Origin of the sequence: Tenacibaculum salmonis (assembly GCF_041053065.1) — a bacterium.
GTDB classification, from domain to species: domain Bacteria; phylum Bacteroidota; class Bacteroidia; order Flavobacteriales; family Flavobacteriaceae; genus Polaribacter; species Polaribacter pacificus_A.
The window spans coordinates 1,156,129-1,172,920 of sequence record NZ_JBFCVV010000001.1; the positions used below are offsets into that span (position 1 = coordinate 1,156,129).

Genomic DNA, 16,792 nt, shown 5'->3' on the forward strand with positions numbered 1-16,792 from the left:
AAACTATCCGTTCATCGAAATTAAAAATTCATCGTTATTTTTAGAAAGTCTAATTCTGTCATTAATAAACGTCATTGCTTCCACAGGATTCATATCTGCTAAATATTTACGCAACACCCACATACGTTTTACTGTTTTCGGATCTAATAATAAATCATCTCTACGAGTACTAGATTTAATTAAATCAATAGCTGGATAAATTCTACGATTAGAAATATTACGATCTAATTGTAATTCCATATTACCAGTTCCTTTAAATTCTTCAAAGATAACTTCATCCATTTTAGAACCAGTTTCAGTAAGTGCCGTTGCTATAATTGTTAACGAACCACCATTTTCAATATTACGAGCCGCCCCAAAGAAACGTTTTGGTTTATGCAAAGCATTAGCGTCAATACCTCCTGATAAAATTTTACCTGAAGCCGGTGCAACTGTATTGTAAGCTCTTGCCAAACGTGTAATTGAATCTAATAAAATAACGACATCGTGCCCACATTCTACTAAACGTTTTGCTTTTTCTAAAACGATATTCGCAACACGAACGTGTTTATCGGCAGGTTCATCAAAAGTAGAAGCAACTACTTCTCCACGAACATTACGTTTCATGTCGGTAACTTCTTCAGGTCTTTCATCAATTAATAAAACAATTTGGTATACTTCAGGATGATTTGCAGCAATTGCATTTGCCACATCCTTTAATAACATTGTTTTACCTGTTTTTGGTTGTGATACAATCATACCACGTTGTCCTTTTCCTATCGGAGAAAATAAATCAATTATTCTTGTTGATAAAGAACTTCCTCTTTCAGCAAGGTTAAATTTTTCATCTGAAAACAACGGTGTTAAATGTTCAAAAGAAACTCTATCACGAACAATATTAGGGTTTAAACCGTTAATTTTTGACACTCTAATTAAAGGAAAGTATTTTTCACCTTCTTTTGGTGGGCGTACATTACCTAGTACGGTATCTCCAGTTTTTAATCCAAATAATTTAATTTGAGATTGAGAAACATAAATATCATCAGGTGATGATAAATAACTATAATCTGATGAGCGTAAGAAACCATAACCGTCTGGCATCATTTCTAATACTCCTTCACTTTCTATAATACCATCAAATTCAAAATCAGGATCTCTATATTTATTACCACTTTTATGTTGTGGTTTATTTTGATTCTGATTTTTATGTTGTGGTTTTTTAGCTGCCTCGACTGCTGCTCTTGGTCTTGGGACTGTTTTTTTAGCTGCTTCAACTACTGCTCTTGGTCTTGGAGCTGTCTTTTTAGCTGCTTCTACTTCTGCTCTTGGTCTTGGTCTTGGAGCAGGTTTTTTAACAACTAATTTTGGGTTTTTAGCAACATTAGGTTCTTTAACAACCACATCTTTACCAACTACTTGAATCTTTTTTTCAATAGTTTCAACTGCTTCTGTAACTATTTCTGTTTTCTCTACTTCTTTATTAGAAACAACTGATGTTGTTTTAACGATAGGTTTTTTTTCCTGTTTAACCTTAACCTCAACAGCTGCTACTTTTTCTACAACAGTTTCTTTAGTTACTTCTTCTGGTTTTTCTATTCTTCTTCTCTTTGGTTTTTCAGTAATAGGCTTAGGTTGATTAGCGCTAGCTTCCGCTTGTGCATCTAAAATTTTATAAACCAAATCTAATTTTTTTAATTGACTTACTTTAGTTAAACCTATAGTTTTTGCAATTACTTGTAAGTCTATTAATTTTTTAGTTTTTAATTCTGAAATCTCGAGCATTCGTAAAATAATTAAGTTATGTAACCCTTCTTTAAATAAAAGGATTGAATTGTATTTAAGTTTTTATATGATTTCAATTATATAGGGACTATATAATTTTTTTGTGCAGGTATTTATACTTGTTTGACAAATATATACAAATAATTTAACTTGTAATATTTCTTTTTAAAAAAATAAATATTACATTTGCTATCTAATAATAAACATGATACAAAGAAAACAATCTATATATATATTAATTGCAGCAATTATTTCTGCAGGCTTAACTGTTATTTGTAGTCTTTGGACTTCGAAAACTAATACACCTATTTATATTATAGACTTATTTTCAGGAGTTTCTATTTTAGAAAAAATAACTCCAGTATTATTTTTTATTTCCGCTTTACTATCAATAGTAACATTGTTTTTATTTAAAAACCGTCAGTTACAGTTTGTTTTAGGGCGTTTAAACATATTGATTAATCTTTTTTTATTAGGGATATTAATCTATTTGTCACAAACATTATCTGGAGAAGCGCTAGTTTCTGAGAAAGGTATTGGGATGTTTTTTCCTGTTATTGTTATTTTGCTGTTAGTTTTAGCAAATAAAGCCATCAAGAAGGATGAAGATCTTGTAAAATCTGTAGACAGATTACGATAAACCTAACATATTAGTATATTTAGTGCGAAAAAAACCGAGATCTTTGATCTCGGTTTTTTATTTTTGGTACACATCGGTTTTAACACACGTAAGAAATGTTAAATAAATCTTAAATAAAATAGGGTTAACCCTATTTTGATAGGGTTAACCCTATTGCATAATTAGGGGTATTGGGTATTGTACACCCTATCTTTATGCTATAAATTTGTAAACGTAAATAATGAAAATTAAAGTTCACATTGCTGATGATCATAAAATCTTAATAGATGGAGTGATTGCTTTATTAAATACAGAAGATGACTTTGAAATAGAAGGTTATTCTTTAACAGGAAAACAAGTAATAGATTGGTCTACTAAAAACAAAGCTGATGTATTAGTTTTAGATATCAACATGCCAGAAATGGATGGGATTGATGTTTTAAAAACATTCAATAAACGTAATGTAAAAATTAAAACGATTATCCTATCTAGTTTAAGTGATCCTAAATTAGTTCAAGAAATGATACTATTAGGTGCTAATGGTTTTATTGATAAAAGTGATGCTAGTGACCATATTATTAATGCTATAAAAAGTGTTAACAATGGCTTACAATATTTTAGTGATGGTGTTAAAAGTAGATTATTAGAATTATATGTATCTGATGCTAAAATTAAAGAAAATAATTTAAATAAAAATGATTTAACAGAAAGAGAAATTGAAGTATTAAAACAAATAGCCATAGAAAAAAGCTCTACTGAAATAGCAGCATATCTATCGGTTAGTGTTAAAACGATTGAATTATATCGTAGAAATTTGTATAAAAAATTAAAAGTAAGAAACGTAGTAGGTTTAGCAATGTACGCTGTGAAAAACAATATTGTATAAAATTATAGAGCCCCTTCAAGTCCTTATTCTTTAAGAATAAAGAAAAATCCCCCGAAATCTATAATTCATTATAAATATGCATTGCTAATAACTACTTCATTAAAAAAAACTTGGCGATGTACATGTAAATAGAAAACCTCTTCATTTTGTTTTCAAAAAAACATAAACCTCCCCCAAATAGTGTCTATTTTGGTACATCGTCTTTGTTATAAACAAAACCAATTAAATATTAAACTATGACAAAAGCAAGCCCTATTTTATTAGCTTTAAGCTTATTTTTTGCAGCGTGTTCTTCTAACGAAACAGAAGTTACAAATGCACCACAACAAAAATTATTAGAATCGTACACCGTTAAAAGAGATGTAAATGGTGCTTATTCTATCGATTTAAATACAACAACTAATACAGTTGTAAATACTGTTAAAAATACTGATAATTCAAATGAAATTATTTTATCAGAAGTAAATCGCAAAACAGCAAACAAATATACAAATGACTTTACTACAGAAAATAATCAATTAATTATTGGTTTTTTAGATACTAATAAAGGAGAACGTAAAAAAATATCTATTGAAGATGATAATATTACCTTTGCTAAAGGTGGTGTAACTGAATTTTTAAACTCATATAGCGTAACTGAAAACAGTAATGGTACTTATTTACTTAATTTTAAAGTAAATAAAAATATAGCTACTGAATTTAGTTATAATGAAGCTATAGAAACCTATGAAGTACATTTATCTAAAGGAAGAGCTAAGCAACTAGATTTTTCAGAAACTATTACTTTGTCTGAAGATAACTCATTAAGAATAGATTTTGTAAATCATACACATGCTGGAAGAGGTGAAGAAGGTGATCCTCCTCCTCATAGAAGAAAACCAAGACTTATAATTGAAAATGGAGAAGAGTAATTATATCATCTAAAATCATTATTTTTGAGCTAGCTATTAAATTATTTTTCGAGTGAAAAAACATATTAAAATTAATCAAAAGATAAAATTATTAATCATTTGGTTATTTTTTTTTATCTCTTATGATATAATTGCTAATATTAATAAATATGATTTAGAAAAAATCACTATTATTCAAAGTGATTCTATCTTAAAAAAGAAGTATCAAAGTATATTAAAAAAATATAAAAAAGGAGAATATGTCTCCTCTTTAAAAAAGAGTTTTTTATTATTTGAACTAAGTAAGGAGAATAATAAACTATCTCACTTATCTGCTAGATTAATAGCTGATATATATAATAAAACAAATAATTACAAAAAGTCATTAGAGTATTATAAACTAGCATTACATTTTCTAGAGAAAAATAACACTAGTTTTTCTCTAGAAAATAACTCTATAAGTATAGAACATTTTTATGCTGAAATTTATCTAAGAATTGGAAGTGCTTATCAAAAAATTTATAGTAATAGTTCTTCTAATGAAAAAATAAAAAGTGACAAAGATTCTGCTATCTATTTTTATAATAAACTACAAGAACTTAATTTAATTACCCAAGAAGATCTAAAACACAAAGCTTTTTCCTACATCAATTTATCTAATATATATCAACGAGATTCGCTCTTTGAAAAAGCTGAATTTTTTGCTATAAAAGCAATTAATATTCAGAAAAAAAGAAAGAATAAAATAAAACAAGCAAGCTCTTTAAATAACCTTGCTAGCATATACTTATCTCTTAATCAATTTAAAAAAGCTAAAAGCACTTATTTAGAAGCTATTGAATTAATAAATGATAATAACAGCTCAATCGCTGTTAAACACAAATCTACACTATACTATAATTTAGCATGGGCTATGCGAAATTTAAACGATTATAAAGCTTATGATTATCAAGAGTTATCATATGATATTGAAGATAATCAACGAGAAAAAGAAGTTAGAGGTATCGTTGAAGAAATAACCGTAAAACATAAAGAAACTCTAGAACAACAAAAAGTAGACTTAGTTAAAGAACAACGAAAACTTATTGAAGTAAAAGACAATAAAACTACATTTTTATTCGGAGCTTTAAGTTTACTTGTCATTATAATTTCATGTATTATTACATATAACTATAAATTACGTCAGAAAAATTTATATTTAAAACAACAGCGAAGTATCGAAAAATTAAAATCGGAAGCACAAACAAAAATATTAAATGCTACGATAGATGCTAAAGAATCAGAACGAAAACAAATAGCCGAAATTTTACACGACAATGTAAGTGCTTTATTATCGTCAGCAAATATGCATTTAAGTGCTACTAAAAAACAATTTAAAGGTAATCACCCTGTTGAAATTGAAAAAACTCAAACAATTATATTAGATGCCTCTGAAAAAGTTAGAGATTTATCTCATAAATTAGTATCTTCTATTTTATTGAAATTTGGTTTGGAATATGCCTTAAAAGATGTAGTTGAAAAATATTCGAACTCTCAATTAAGATTTGACATTTCTACTAAAAACATTGATAGGTATAAACAAGATTTTGAAATAAAAATATATAATATGATTCAAGAACTTGCTAATAATATTTTAAAACATAGTGAAGCTAAATACGCTCAAATAATTATAAAACAAGAAAAAGATGAACTAACTATTCTTGTTAATGATGATGGAATTGGATTTTCTACAAAGTCATGTAATATTAATAATGGTATCGGTTTAAAGCAAATAGCTGCCAGAATTGAAATGATGAAAGGAACACTTTCTATTCAATCTGAAAAAAATAAAGGCACAAAAATAAATATTACTTTGCCTGTTCAACATAAAGAAATATTTGATTTTTCATAAAGAAGTTAACGTTTAGCTAATTCAATAACTTCCATATTTTTTATTTCTCCTTTATTTAATTCGAAACGCAACATCGTTCTTATTTTATGAAAACCATGTTTTCCTGCTGCTCCTGGATTTAAATGCAATAAATTAAATTTCTGATCGTATTGTACTTTTAAAATATGTGAATGACCACTAATAAATATTTTTGGCGATTTTTTTTGCAACTCCTCCCTCACTCTAGGTTTATAAGCATTCGGATAACCGCCTATATGCGTAATCCAAACTGAAACACCTTCGATAGTAAATTTATTATCTAACAGAAATTCTGCTCTGGCGTTATTATCATCAATATTACCGTAAACGGCTCGTAAAGGTTTGTGTTCTTTTATGGTATCAGTAACTTTTAAATTACCAATATCACCCGCATGCCAAACCTCATCGGCTTGTTTTACAAACTTTAATATTTGGTCATCGATATAACTATGAGTATCAGAAAGTAGTAGTATTTTTTTCATATTATCGCTAAATTAATCAATTCTTTAAAAAAATTTAGTTTCTTTTTCTAATTATCAAAATTAGTACAAATGCCTAGCCCCGATTGAAGCAATTGTTTGAGCTCTTTTTTATTTTTTTATTTTGAAAAATAAAAAAAGCGAGTGCGGAAAGCGGGAAATTGCTTCAAAAAATTATTATCTAAAAGAAAATTTCTGGAGATATTTATTGAACTAGCCTTAACAAGTCCATCTATTATTTCATAATTTAGCAACCTAAATTTTGTGGTTTTTTGAGATATTTTATTGAATTAGCGTATAAAGGAAAAAATTATCATGGTTGGCAAATACAACCTGATGCAGTTTCGGTGCAAGAAAAAATAAACAAAGCAATTAGTACTGTTTTAAGAAAAAATATAAGCATTACAGGCGCTGGAAGAACAGATGCAGGCGTACACGCATCGCAAATGTTTGCGCATTTTGATACGGATGCCGTGTTAACACAAAAATTTGCCTTCAGATTAAATGCCTTATTACCTGACGATATTGTAATTTTTAACTGTAAATTAGTGCATGATGACGCACATACTCGTTTTGATGCAACTAGCAGAAGTTATGAATATAAAATTTGGCTTGGTAGAAATCCGTTTTCATTAGATACCTCTTGGCAATTATATAATCAGAAATTAGATATTGACTTGATGAATAAAGCAGCAGCAATTTTATATGAACATGAAGATTTTGAGTGTTTTTCGAAGGTAAAATCTGATGTGCATACTTTTAATTGTGATGTTACCAATGCAGTTTGGGAGTTAAATGGAAATGAATTAACGTTTCATATTAGCGCAAATCGATTTTTAAGAAATATGGTTCGTGCTATTGTTGGTACTTTGATTGATATCGGTATCGGAAAAACAACTATTGATGATTTTAATAAAATTATAGCAAGTAAAAACCGAAGTAACGCAGGAACATCAGTTCCCGCAAAAGGATTATTTTTAACAAAAGTAGCATATCCATATATATAGTGAGCAAAACAACTGGAAAAGCATTTGACATTAAAATTTTTGTAAGACTTATGAGTTTTGCAAAACAGTATCGTACACGATTTATTATAGCAGCAAGCTCTACCATACTTTTAGCAATATTTGCAGTATTGAGCCCTGTTATTTTAATGAAAGCTATCGATGATTTTACAACTCATAAAGATTTAACTCGATTATTGTACTATACGATAGCCATGTTAATCACTTTATTGATACAAGTTTTATTTCAATTTAGCTTTATTTACTACGCTAATTGGGTAGGACAACACATTATTAGAGATATCCGAAGCAAAACATTTAGAAAGATTTTATCTTTTAAAATGAGTTATTTTGATAATTCATCCGTAGGAAAATTGGTTACTCGTGTTGTTTCAGATATTGAAACAATTGCGAATTTCTTTTCGCAAGGTGTTTTTATGATTATTAGCGATATTTTAAAAATGATTGTTGTAATCATCGTAATGCTATACACTAACTGGAAGTTAGCACTTATTGCATTAGCAACTTTACCTATTTTAATTTATGCAACAAAATTATTTCAAATAGCGATTAAATCAACTTTTCAGGATGTACGAAATCAAGTAGCAAACCTCAACGGATTTGTTCAAGAAAGAGTTACAGGAATGAAAATTGTACAGCTTTTTAATCGAGAAAAAATAGAGTATCAAAACTTTGTTGGCATCAATGATAAACATAAAAAAGCCTATATAAAAACTGTTTGGTACTACTCTATCTTTTTTCCAATTGCCGAAATTTTATCATCAATAGCTATTGGTTTGATAGTTTGGTACGGAGGATTGCAAGTTATTGCAGATAACGCAGTATCGGTTGGTGCAATTATTGGTTTTATCAAAATGGCACAAATGCTATTTAGACCACTACGTCAAATTGCAGATAAATTTAATCAACTACAAATGGGAATTGTAGCTGGTGAACGTGTTTTTGATATTATTGATACCAAAAGTTCAATCACCAAAAGCGGAACAATTACTACAAATACTTTAGAAGGAAATATTTCTTTTAAAGATGTTCGTTTCAGTTATATTAAAGGAGAAGAAATTTTAAAAGGAATTTCTTTTGATGTTCAAAAAGGAGAAACAATTGCCATTGTTGGTGCTACTGGAGCAGGAAAATCTACTATTATCAATTTAATAAATCGTTTTTACGAAATAGATAGCGGTACTATTTGCTTAGATAATGTTCCTGTTCAAGACTATGAAATTAATTCTTTGCGTGAAAAAATTGCCGTTGTTTTACAAGATGTATTTTTATTTTCTGATACTATTTTCAATAATATATCTTTAAAAAGTAAACATATTACTTTGGATGAAGTAAAAGAAGCTGCAAAACAAATTGGTATTCACGATTTTATTATGAGTTTACCTAATGATTATTCTTATAATGTTAAAGAACGTGGAGGAATGTTATCATCAGGGCAAAGACAATTAATTGCTTTTTTACGTGCTTATGTTAGTAAACCAAGTATTTTAATTTTAGATGAAGCTACTTCTTCTGTTGATACAAATTCCGAAAAAATGATTCAATACGCTACTGATAAAATCACCAAAAACCGAACATCAATAGTAATTGCACACCGATTAGCTACTATAAAAAAAGCAGATACTATCATTGTAATGGATAAAGGTCAGATTGTTGAAAAAGGAAGTCATTTCGAATTATTAAATAAAGAGGATGGCTATTATAAAAACTTATATAAAAAACAATTTAAGGCTGAAATTACTTCTTAAATAGTTTGTTTACAAAGCTCAATAGAATACATTTGTCATATCAATCTATAAACTAAAAATAATAAAACGATGAAAAAAGTAATTTTAACTATGTGCGTTGCTGGTGCTTTATTAGCAACTTCTTGTAAGAAAGCTAAAGAAGCTAAAGATGCAACTGTTGAAGCTGCTGCTAAAGCTGCTGATGCAACTACTGATGCTGCAACTAAAGCTGCTGATGCAACTACTAATGCTGCAACTAAAGCTGTTGATGCAACTACTGATGCTGCAACTAAAGCTGTTGACGCTACTACAAGTGCTGCAACTAACGCTGTTAATGCTGCTACTGAAGCTGTAAAATCTAAACTTGCTGGAGTTTCTATTCCTGCATTTAAAGATCCTAAAGTTTCTGAATACTTAAATAACTATGCTTCTTATGCAAACGATTATATCGCTGCTAAAGGTGATGTTTTAAAAAGTGCTCCATTAGCTAAAAAAGGTCTTGAATTAGCTGCTAAAGGAAAAGAAATTGTTTCTTCTTTAGACGCTGAAAGCGCAAAGAAATTTAATAGTGTAATTAGCGCTATTCAATCTAAAATGGCTCCTGCTAAATAATTTTAGATTTTCATAAAAGTTAAAAAGCTCGCAATTGCGAGCTTTTTTTATGGTGTTAAATCATTTTGTAATTTTTTTAGTAAATCTTCTAACGTTTTATATAACACAAATTCACCATTATTTATATAAGATATTTCTCCTGTTTCTTCTGAAACTAATAAACAGATAGCATCTGTTTTTTCTGTAACTCCAATTGCAGCTCTGTGTCTTAATCCAAAACGCGCAGGTAATTTAGTACTTGTAGAAACGGGTAAAATTACACGGGTTGCTACAATAAAATTATCTCTAATAACTGTTGCTCCATCGTGAAGTGGACTATTTTTATAAAAAATACTTTCTAAAATAGCTTCGTTTACTGAAGCATTCATTTTGTCACCTGTATTAATTAAAAAATCAAGATTATTTGTTTTTTCAATAACTAACAATGCACCAGTTTTTGTTTTAGCCATAGAAATACAAGCTTTTAAAATAGTTTCAATATCTATTTCAGTGTTAATTTCACTTTCCATAAATTTTAACTGATTTAAAAAATTTCTTTTAGCAGAAAAGTTAGTTGTCCCTATCATCAATAAAAACTTTCTAATTTCTTGCTGAAAAACAATAATCAAAGCGATAACTCCTCCTGATAATAAATATCCTAAAATACCGCTCAACATTTCCATATGAAGTGCTTGAGTTACTTTCCAAATTAGAAAAATAAAGGCGATACCAATTACAATATTTATAGCAACAGTTCCTTTTAATAATTTGTAGATATAATACAACAAGACAGCTACTAAAATAATGTCAAGCACATCAAGAAATGAAAATTCAATAAAACCTAAATTCATTAATTATATTGGTGTTTAAATTTTATGATAACTGATTTACAATTTTTACTGCTTCTACAGCCTCTTTTACATCATGAACTCTTAAAATGCTAGTTCCGTTTAATAAAGCAATTGTATTTGCTACAGTTGTTGCGTTTAATGCTTTTTCTGGTGAAATATCTAAAAGTTTATACAACATCGATTTTCTAGAAACGCCAGTTAAAATAGGTACTTCTAAACTTTCGAACAATGATAATTTTTTTAATAATTCATAATTATGTTCGGTAGTTTTTCCAAATCCAAAACCTACATCAATAATAACATCGTTTACTTTTAATTCACGAAGTTTAACTAATTGTGATGCGAAAAATAAAATTACTTCTTTTACAATATCATCATAAACAGGATTTAATTGCATATTTTGAGGCCTTCCTTGCATGTGCATCATAATATAAGGCACTTGTAATTTAGCAACAACATCAAACATATTGGCGTCTAAAACTCCACCAGAAATATCATTTACAAGTGCAGCTCCTGCTTCTATTGATTGTTTTACAACTTCACTTCTAAAAGAATCTACAGAAATAATTATCTCAGGAAAATTACGTACTAATAGTTCTATTACAGGTATAATTCGTTGGAGTTCTTCTGCTTCGGATACCTCTTTTGCTCCTGGTTTTGAAGAATATGCGCCTATATCAATAAAAGTAGCGCCATCATTTAGCATCTTAGCTGTTTGACTAAGAATATCATTTTCATTTTTATACTTTCCGCCATCAAAAAAAGAATCGGGAGTTACATTTAAAATCCCCATTACTTTAGGAGTCGTGAGGTCAATTAAATTTCCTTTGCAATTAATAGTCATCATTATAAATCATAAATTTCAAAGTAAAAATAAATGAAAAGCTTGTAATATTTACTACTTTTGATGGATTACTTTTAAATAAAAAAGATGCAGAACACCTCCAAACAATATGATGCCGTTATAGAAAAATGTAGAAGTTTGTTTATCAAAAAAATGAGTGATTACGGAAGTGCTTGGAGAATTTTAAGGCTTCCATCATTAACCGATCAACTATTTATTAAAGCGCAACGCATCCGTCAATTACAAGAAAATACTGAACGTAAAGTAGATGAAGGCGAAAAACCAGAATTTATAGGTATCATTAATTATTCAATAATGGCGTTAATTCAATTAGAATTAGGTGTTGTTGAACAACCAGATTTAAATACCAATCAGGCAACAATTTTATATGATAAACATGTAAAAATCACCAAAGAATTAATGGAAAATAAAAACCATGACTACGGAGAAGCTTGGAGAGAAATGCGAATTTCATCTTTAACTGATTTAATTCTTCAAAAATTACTTCGTGTAAAACAAATTGAAGATAATCACGGAAAAACTTTGGTTTCTGAAGGAATTGATGCAAATTACCAAGACATGATTAATTATGCTATTTTTGCATTAATTCATCACTCAAAACTAGATAATTAACCTAAAAACTTTAAGCATGATTTTAAAACTTTTAACACATATTTCAAGAATATTAGTTGGTCTTTTATTTATTTATTCAGGATTTGTAAAACTTGTAGATCCTATAGGTTCTCAATATAAATTTCAAGAATATTTTAGTGAAGGCGTATTAAATATGGAATTTTTAATTCCTTATACATTACCTTTTTCTATTCTATTAATTGTTGTTGAATTAGTTTTAGGTGTAATGCTTTTAGTTGGTTACAAACCTAAACTTACAGTTTGGAGCTTGTTTAGCCTAAATTTAGTTTTCTTATTTTTAACTTGGTATTCATATACTTATAACAAAGTAACAGATTGTGGGTGTTTTGGTGATGCTTTAAAACTAACTCCTAAAGAAACTTTTTATAAAAATGTGGTCTTTATGGTTTTTATCGTTATTTTAATTATTGGATTAAAATATATAAAACCAATTATTTCTAATAAAATAAGTGCTGTAACAACTTATATATCTGTATTACTTTCACTGGCTGTTGTATATCATGTTTTAAATCATTTACCTATTATTGATTTTAGAGCCTACGCTATAGGTACTGATATTGCTGAAGGTATGAAGTACAAAGATGATAGTGATGAAATACCTCCAATTCATGATTTTATGATTGAAACAGATGATGGAGATTTACTTGAAAGTATGTTAGCTAAAGAAAAAGCAATGCTTCTTTTAATGTATAATTTTGATAAAACTGAAAAAGAAGGAATTACAGCAATAGCAAAAGTAGCTGCAAATGCCAAAGCTAAAGGTTATGAAATTTATGTATTATCAGCTTCTTATATTGAAGACTTAGCAGCAACTCAAAAAGAATTTAATTTACCTTATACTTTTGGTTTTTGTGATGAAACTGCTTTAAAAACAGTAATCAGAGCAAACCCTGGGATTGTTACCGTTGAAAAAGGAATCATTGTTGGTAAATGGAATTGGACAGATGCAGATGATGTTACTTTAAAATAATAATATCTTACATTTTAAAAATACAAAACCTCGCTATTTCAGTGAGGTTTTATTATTTTAGCAAGTATATGAAACAACTATTACTCGTTTTTATAGGAGGTGGATTTGGAAGCGTTTTAAGGTTTTTAATAGGAAAACTTTTAAATAATCAACAAACAGGAATTCCTTATGGTACTTTTACAGCCAATATATTAGGTAGTTTAATTATTGGTATAATATTAGGTTTGGCAGCTAAAAATGAAGCTATAACTCAAAACCATACATTATTAATAGCAACGGGATTTTGTGGAGGTTTTACTACTTTTTCAAGCTTTGCTTATGAAAATCATGTTTTTTTAAAATCTGGCGATTTCACAACATTTGCCTTTTATACGATTGCTAGTTTTACTTTAGGTTTTTTAGCCGTTTTTACAGGAATATTTCTAACTAAATTTATTTAAATGATGAATGAATTAACACAATATACATCCGCAGAAAATCACGTAATTATTACGCTTAACAACGGAAAAGTAAATGCAATATCTCACGAAGTAATTGATTCGTTAAATCTATTATTAGATAAAGCTGAACAAGAAAAAAAAGTAGTCATTTTAACAGGTCAACCAGGTGTTTTTTCAGCTGGATATGATTTAAAAAGCATGACAGCATCAGCAGAGTCAGCCTTAGAACTGGTAACTAAAGGATCTCGATTATCACACAGAATGTTATCTTTTCCTTATCCGATAATTGTAGCCTGTACGGGTCACGCAATTGCAAAAGGAGCTTTTTTATTACTTTCTTCAGATTATAGAATTGGTACAGAAGGTGATTTTAAGATAGGTTTTAATGAAGTTATGATAGGAATGGCAATGCATAATGCAGGTATCCAATTGGCAAAAGGACGCTTAACTCCTACTTATGTTAACCGTAGTGTAAATAATGCAGAAATGTATTCTCCAGAAAATGCAGTTACAGCAGGTTTTTTAGATAAAGTAGTTCCTGAAAATCATTTATTACCAACTGCAATTAAAATTGCTAAAATGTTTTCAAAATTAAACCCAAAAGCACACACAGCTACAAAATTAAAAGTTAGAGAAACTCATTTAACATCTTTAGAAGAAGCAATCGCAGAAGATATAAAAGAAGGTTTACATCCTCCTACAAGATAAAAACAAGCCTGTATTTTAAAATACAGGCTTATTAAAATTATTTTTTATAAGCCATTACTCCAGCTTTAATTTCAATATCTAAATAATTTTCTCTTGGAGTAATAGGACACGAATATCTATTACTATATGCACAATAAGGATTATAAGCTTCGTTAAAATCAATAATAATTGTTCCGTTTTTGGTTTCATCTGTTGTTAAAACATCTATAAAACGACCACCTTCATAACTAGTTTTACCGTTTGTTTTATCTAAAAATGGTAAAAACAAGTTATTCATATACGTAAGTTTCGGGTTTTCCTCTTGATAAATAGCTAACTCAAAATCTTTTTTATCAATAGAAAAATAAACTACACCATATTTTTTATACATCACGACCCTATCTGTAGTTGTCGGAAAACTAAAAGTAGGTGCATCTGCTGTTTTAATTATTTTTGCAACAACCTTATATTTAGCTAGAATAGGGAAAAAATCTAATCCTTTAAATTTTTTTAATCCTTTTTTTGTTAAGGGAGATTTTGAAGCATCTTTAAAAGTAGCGTTCAATTCCTTTTGATAATCTGAATCACCAAAAACAGTTCTTTTCCCTTTATTTACACAAGAATTAAGTGTTAATATAAATATTAATAACAAAATATTTTTCATTGAATTTATAACTTTAAACAAATTATTAGATGTTTTTTATCTAAAAAATGAACTAATACAGCTTTAAAATGTTTTATTCTTAGTCATTTCATCAAATAACACACAATATTAACAAGAAAATAACAGTATTATGTTAAAAATCTATTAATAAAGTTGACATTTACATAAATATTTACTATATTGAACTTAAGAAATTACATCTATTAATTGATGAAAATGGGAAATTAAATTTTAATGAACTATATAAATAAATTTTATAAATAAATAAAACAATTTGATGTTTTTATTATAGATTACAAAAAGATTAGATATATTTGTCGCCCATTTTATTTTATGTTTTGACCCTTTTGTATAAAACCAAAAATCAATTACCAGACTAAAATTTAAAGGATAATTTAATTAAACATAAGTAGGTATTTTATGAATTCAGAATTAATTAGTAAAGCAGACGAATTTGAACACAGAAAATTCAAATTTATTACTACTAGTGATAGAATATTAGCTTCAAGAGAAGTAAAATCTTTAATACTAGAGATAAACGAAGTATATAAAGAAACGAAAGATAGTGCCTTAATGGATGCTATGAAACGATTAACAGTAGTAAAACAAAGAATTGAAAAACGATTAAAAGGAAAACCTTTAACTGCTTAAATTTATTACAACAGTAAACAAATTTTGTTTACCGTATATATAGGATAATATTTTTTAAAATATTATTCTTAATAATATTTATTTTTGAAAAAAGTTCTAGCTAAAAACTAGAGCTTTTTTGTTTTAATAACGAATTCTTTATTAAATTCTATTTTTACATGAGGTTAATGATTTCTTAAATTCAAAAAAAGAAGTGAAAAATATCATTTCCTTATAAAAAAATAAAAAATATTCATTTTTCTTAAAAATATAAAATTTTAAAAACTAGTAAGTTAACTAAATTTATTTAAAAAAAGTGAAAAAAAGTGAAAAAAAATTTTGTCACTTCTTAAAAAGGATATATATTTGCAGTGTCTTTAAGGCATACAAGCCGATGTAGCTCAGCTGGCTAGAGCAGCTGATTTGTAATCAGCAGGTCGTGGGTTCGAGTCCCTCCATTGGCTCAAAAAGTGTTAACTGAAAAGTTAACACTTTTTTTATGCAGTTATTTTACTAAATTTGCTTTCATCATAGATTTTAAAAAAACTACATGAAGAATATATTTATAATAGGTATAGCTGGCGGAACTGGTAGTGGAAAAACAACCGTTGTAAACCAAATAATAAACGAACTCCCTAAAAACGAAGTTTGCCTACTCTCACAAGATTCTTATTATAGTAAAACAGATAATTTAAACTATGAAGAACGTGCAAAAATAAACTTCGATCACCCTAAAGCTATAGACTTCAATTTACTTGTAACTCATCTAAAAGATTTAAGGAATAATAAAACTATTCAACAACCTATTTATTCTTTTGAAACTCATAACAGAATCAATGACACCATAAAAACACTTCCTAAAAAAGTGATTATTATTGAAGGTATTTTAATATTTAATAACAAAGAACTAAGAAATCTTTGTGATATAAAAATTTTTGTACATGCTGATGCTGACGAACGTTTAATAAGACGTATCCGTAGAGACATCAAAGAAAGAGGAAGAGATATTGATGAAGTTTTAAGTAGATATCAAGATACACTCAAACCAATGCATCAACAATTTATTGAACCTACAAAAACATATGCAGATATTATTATTCCTAATGATAAATATAATACTGTAGCTATCGATATTGTTAGAACTGTAATTAGTAATCGTCTATAA

At 28.1% G+C, this 16,792-nt stretch carries 18 protein-coding genes and 1 tRNA gene; 14 read left to right on the forward strand and 5 right to left on the reverse strand.

Going from position 1 to position 16,792, the window contains the following annotated elements:
• Window positions 1-3 precede the first annotated feature (3 nt).
• Window positions 4-1,761, reverse strand: a complete 1,758-nt coding sequence (gene rho, locus AB0T67_RS04960; RefSeq protein WP_369219399.1) for a transcription termination factor Rho — start codon at window positions 1,759-1,761, stop codon at window positions 4-6.
• Window positions 1,762-1,966: 205 nt separating this feature from the next.
• Here rho and AB0T67_RS04965 point away from each other — a divergent pair, with 205 nt between their 5' ends.
• From AB0T67_RS04965 to AB0T67_RS04980, 4 genes are all read left to right on the forward strand, one after another.
• The gene (locus tag AB0T67_RS04965; protein WP_271231531.1) at window positions 1,967-2,401 is read left to right on the forward strand and encodes a DUF4293 domain-containing protein; all 435 of its coding nucleotides are present in this window, start codon (window positions 1,967-1,969) and stop codon (window positions 2,399-2,401) included.
• A 220-nt stretch (window positions 2,402-2,621) separates the two neighbouring features.
• Complete coding sequence (locus tag AB0T67_RS04970; protein WP_369219400.1) at window positions 2,622-3,266, forward strand: response regulator; 645 nt, start codon at window positions 2,622-2,624, stop codon at window positions 3,264-3,266.
• A 236-nt stretch (window positions 3,267-3,502) separates the two neighbouring features.
• Complete coding sequence (locus AB0T67_RS04975; RefSeq protein WP_369219401.1) at window positions 3,503-4,177, forward strand: hypothetical protein; 675 nt, start codon at window positions 3,503-3,505, stop codon at window positions 4,175-4,177.
• A 52-nt stretch (window positions 4,178-4,229) separates the two neighbouring features.
• Window positions 4,230-6,047 carry a tetratricopeptide repeat-containing sensor histidine kinase gene (locus tag AB0T67_RS04980; RefSeq protein ID WP_369219402.1) on the forward strand — a complete coding sequence of 606 codons (1,818 nt, stop codon included), beginning with the start codon at window positions 4,230-4,232 and terminating at the stop codon, window positions 6,045-6,047.
• Between the two features lie 5 nt (window positions 6,048-6,052).
• Here the strand turns inward: AB0T67_RS04980 and AB0T67_RS04985 are convergent, their stop codons facing one another.
• Window positions 6,053-6,547, reverse strand: coding sequence for a metallophosphoesterase family protein (locus tag AB0T67_RS04985; RefSeq protein ID WP_369219403.1), 495 nt, complete (start codon window positions 6,545-6,547; stop codon window positions 6,053-6,055).
• A gap of 269 nt (window positions 6,548-6,816) precedes the next feature.
• On the opposite strand from AB0T67_RS04985, the gene truA reads away from it, so the two are divergent.
• The 3 genes from truA (at window position 6,817) to AB0T67_RS05000 (ending at window position 9,908) form a co-directional block, all read left to right on the forward strand.
• The gene (gene truA, locus AB0T67_RS04990) at window positions 6,817-7,551 is read left to right on the forward strand and encodes a tRNA pseudouridine(38-40) synthase TruA (RefSeq protein WP_369219404.1); all 735 of its coding nucleotides are present in this window, start codon (window positions 6,817-6,819) and stop codon (window positions 7,549-7,551) included.
• Window positions 7,552-7,601: 50 nt separating this feature from the next.
• Window positions 7,602-9,317 carry an ABC transporter ATP-binding protein gene (locus AB0T67_RS04995; RefSeq protein ID WP_455432242.1) on the forward strand — a complete coding sequence of 572 codons (1,716 nt, stop codon included), beginning with the start codon at window positions 7,602-7,604 and terminating at the stop codon, window positions 9,315-9,317.
• 69 nt (window positions 9,318-9,386) lie between these two features.
• Window positions 9,387-9,908 carry a hypothetical protein gene (locus AB0T67_RS05000; RefSeq protein WP_369219406.1) on the forward strand — a complete coding sequence of 174 codons (522 nt, stop codon included), beginning with the start codon at window positions 9,387-9,389 and terminating at the stop codon, window positions 9,906-9,908.
• Window positions 9,909-9,955: 47 nt separating this feature from the next.
• Here AB0T67_RS05000 and cdaA read toward each other — a convergent pair whose 3' ends face one another.
• On the reverse strand, window positions 9,956-10,738 hold the full coding sequence (gene cdaA / locus AB0T67_RS05005; RefSeq protein ID WP_369219407.1) for a diadenylate cyclase CdaA: 783 nt from the start codon (window positions 10,736-10,738) through the stop codon (window positions 9,956-9,958).
• 22 nt (window positions 10,739-10,760) lie between these two features.
• Window positions 10,761-11,582, reverse strand: coding sequence for a dihydropteroate synthase (gene folP, locus AB0T67_RS05010; protein ID WP_369220490.1), 822 nt, complete (start codon window positions 11,580-11,582; stop codon window positions 10,761-10,763).
• Window positions 11,583-11,669: 87 nt separating this feature from the next.
• Here folP and AB0T67_RS05015 point away from each other — a divergent pair, with 87 nt between their 5' ends.
• The 4 genes from AB0T67_RS05015 (at window position 11,670) to AB0T67_RS05030 (ending at window position 14,354) form a co-directional block, all read left to right on the forward strand.
• Window positions 11,670-12,215, forward strand: a complete 546-nt coding sequence (locus AB0T67_RS05015) for a DUF1599 domain-containing protein (RefSeq protein ID WP_369219408.1) — start codon at window positions 11,670-11,672, stop codon at window positions 12,213-12,215.
• A 16-nt stretch (window positions 12,216-12,231) separates the two neighbouring features.
• Window positions 12,232-13,206: a DoxX family protein gene (locus tag AB0T67_RS05020; RefSeq protein WP_369219409.1), complete on the forward strand. Its 975-nt coding sequence runs from the start codon at window positions 12,232-12,234 to the stop codon at window positions 13,204-13,206.
• 68 nt (window positions 13,207-13,274) lie between these two features.
• Window positions 13,275-13,646 (forward strand): fluoride efflux transporter CrcB, encoded by a 372-nt coding sequence (crcB, locus tag AB0T67_RS05025; RefSeq protein WP_369219410.1) that lies wholly within the window; start codon window positions 13,275-13,277, stop codon window positions 13,644-13,646.
• Entirely contained in the window at window positions 13,647-14,354 is a 708-nt protein-coding gene (locus AB0T67_RS05030; RefSeq protein WP_369219411.1) for a crotonase/enoyl-CoA hydratase family protein, read from the forward strand.
• 37 nt (window positions 14,355-14,391) lie between these two features.
• Here AB0T67_RS05030 and AB0T67_RS05035 read toward each other — a convergent pair whose 3' ends face one another.
• Window positions 14,392-14,997 carry a DUF1684 domain-containing protein gene (locus AB0T67_RS05035; protein ID WP_369219412.1) on the reverse strand — a complete coding sequence of 202 codons (606 nt, stop codon included), beginning with the start codon at window positions 14,995-14,997 and terminating at the stop codon, window positions 14,392-14,394.
• A 420-nt stretch (window positions 14,998-15,417) separates the two neighbouring features.
• Here AB0T67_RS05035 and AB0T67_RS05040 point away from each other — a divergent pair, with 420 nt between their 5' ends.
• From AB0T67_RS05040 to udk, 3 genes are all read left to right on the forward strand, one after another.
• Window positions 15,418-15,648 carry a hypothetical protein gene (locus AB0T67_RS05040; protein ID WP_058884388.1) on the forward strand — a complete coding sequence of 77 codons (231 nt, stop codon included), beginning with the start codon at window positions 15,418-15,420 and terminating at the stop codon, window positions 15,646-15,648.
• Window positions 15,649-16,017: 369 nt separating this feature from the next.
• Window positions 16,018-16,091, forward strand: a tRNA-Thr gene (locus tag AB0T67_RS05045).
• A 95-nt stretch (window positions 16,092-16,186) separates the two neighbouring features.
• The gene (udk, locus tag AB0T67_RS05050) at window positions 16,187-16,792 is read left to right on the forward strand and encodes a uridine kinase (protein ID WP_369220491.1); all 606 of its coding nucleotides are present in this window, start codon (window positions 16,187-16,189) and stop codon (window positions 16,790-16,792) included.

What these genes read in the sequence shown, in the direction of transcription:
- rho (WP_369219399.1), bottom strand. Translation starts at nt 1,761, where the DNA reads ATGCTCGAGATTTCAGAATTAAAAACTAAAAAATTAATAGACTTACAA.
- AB0T67_RS04965 (WP_271231531.1), top strand. Translation starts at nt 1,967, where the DNA reads ATGATACAAAGAAAACAATCTATATATATATTAATTGCAGCAATTATT.
- AB0T67_RS04970 (WP_369219400.1), top strand. Translation starts at nt 2,622, where the DNA reads ATGAAAATTAAAGTTCACATTGCTGATGATCATAAAATCTTAATAGAT.
- AB0T67_RS04975 (WP_369219401.1), top strand. Translation starts at nt 3,503, where the DNA reads ATGACAAAAGCAAGCCCTATTTTATTAGCTTTAAGCTTATTTTTTGCA.
- AB0T67_RS04985 (WP_369219403.1), bottom strand. Translation starts at nt 6,547, where the DNA reads ATGAAAAAAATACTACTACTTTCTGATACTCATAGTTATATCGATGAC.
- AB0T67_RS04995 (WP_455432242.1), top strand. Translation starts at nt 7,602, where the DNA reads ATGAGTTTTGCAAAACAGTATCGTACACGATTTATTATAGCAGCAAGC.
- AB0T67_RS05000 (WP_369219406.1), top strand. Translation starts at nt 9,387, where the DNA reads ATGAAAAAAGTAATTTTAACTATGTGCGTTGCTGGTGCTTTATTAGCA.
- cdaA (WP_369219407.1), bottom strand. Translation starts at nt 10,738, where the DNA reads ATGAATTTAGGTTTTATTGAATTTTCATTTCTTGATGTGCTTGACATT.
- folP (WP_369220490.1), bottom strand. Translation starts at nt 11,582, where the DNA reads ATGACTATTAATTGCAAAGGAAATTTAATTGACCTCACGACTCCTAAA.
- AB0T67_RS05015 (WP_369219408.1), top strand. Translation starts at nt 11,670, where the DNA reads ATGCAGAACACCTCCAAACAATATGATGCCGTTATAGAAAAATGTAGA.
- AB0T67_RS05020 (WP_369219409.1), top strand. Translation starts at nt 12,232, where the DNA reads ATGATTTTAAAACTTTTAACACATATTTCAAGAATATTAGTTGGTCTT.
- crcB (WP_369219410.1), top strand. Translation starts at nt 13,275, where the DNA reads ATGAAACAACTATTACTCGTTTTTATAGGAGGTGGATTTGGAAGCGTT.
- AB0T67_RS05030 (WP_369219411.1), top strand. Translation starts at nt 13,647, where the DNA reads ATGATGAATGAATTAACACAATATACATCCGCAGAAAATCACGTAATT.
- AB0T67_RS05035 (WP_369219412.1), bottom strand. Translation starts at nt 14,997, where the DNA reads ATGAAAAATATTTTGTTATTAATATTTATATTAACACTTAATTCTTGT.
- AB0T67_RS05040 (WP_058884388.1), top strand. Translation starts at nt 15,418, where the DNA reads ATGAATTCAGAATTAATTAGTAAAGCAGACGAATTTGAACACAGAAAA.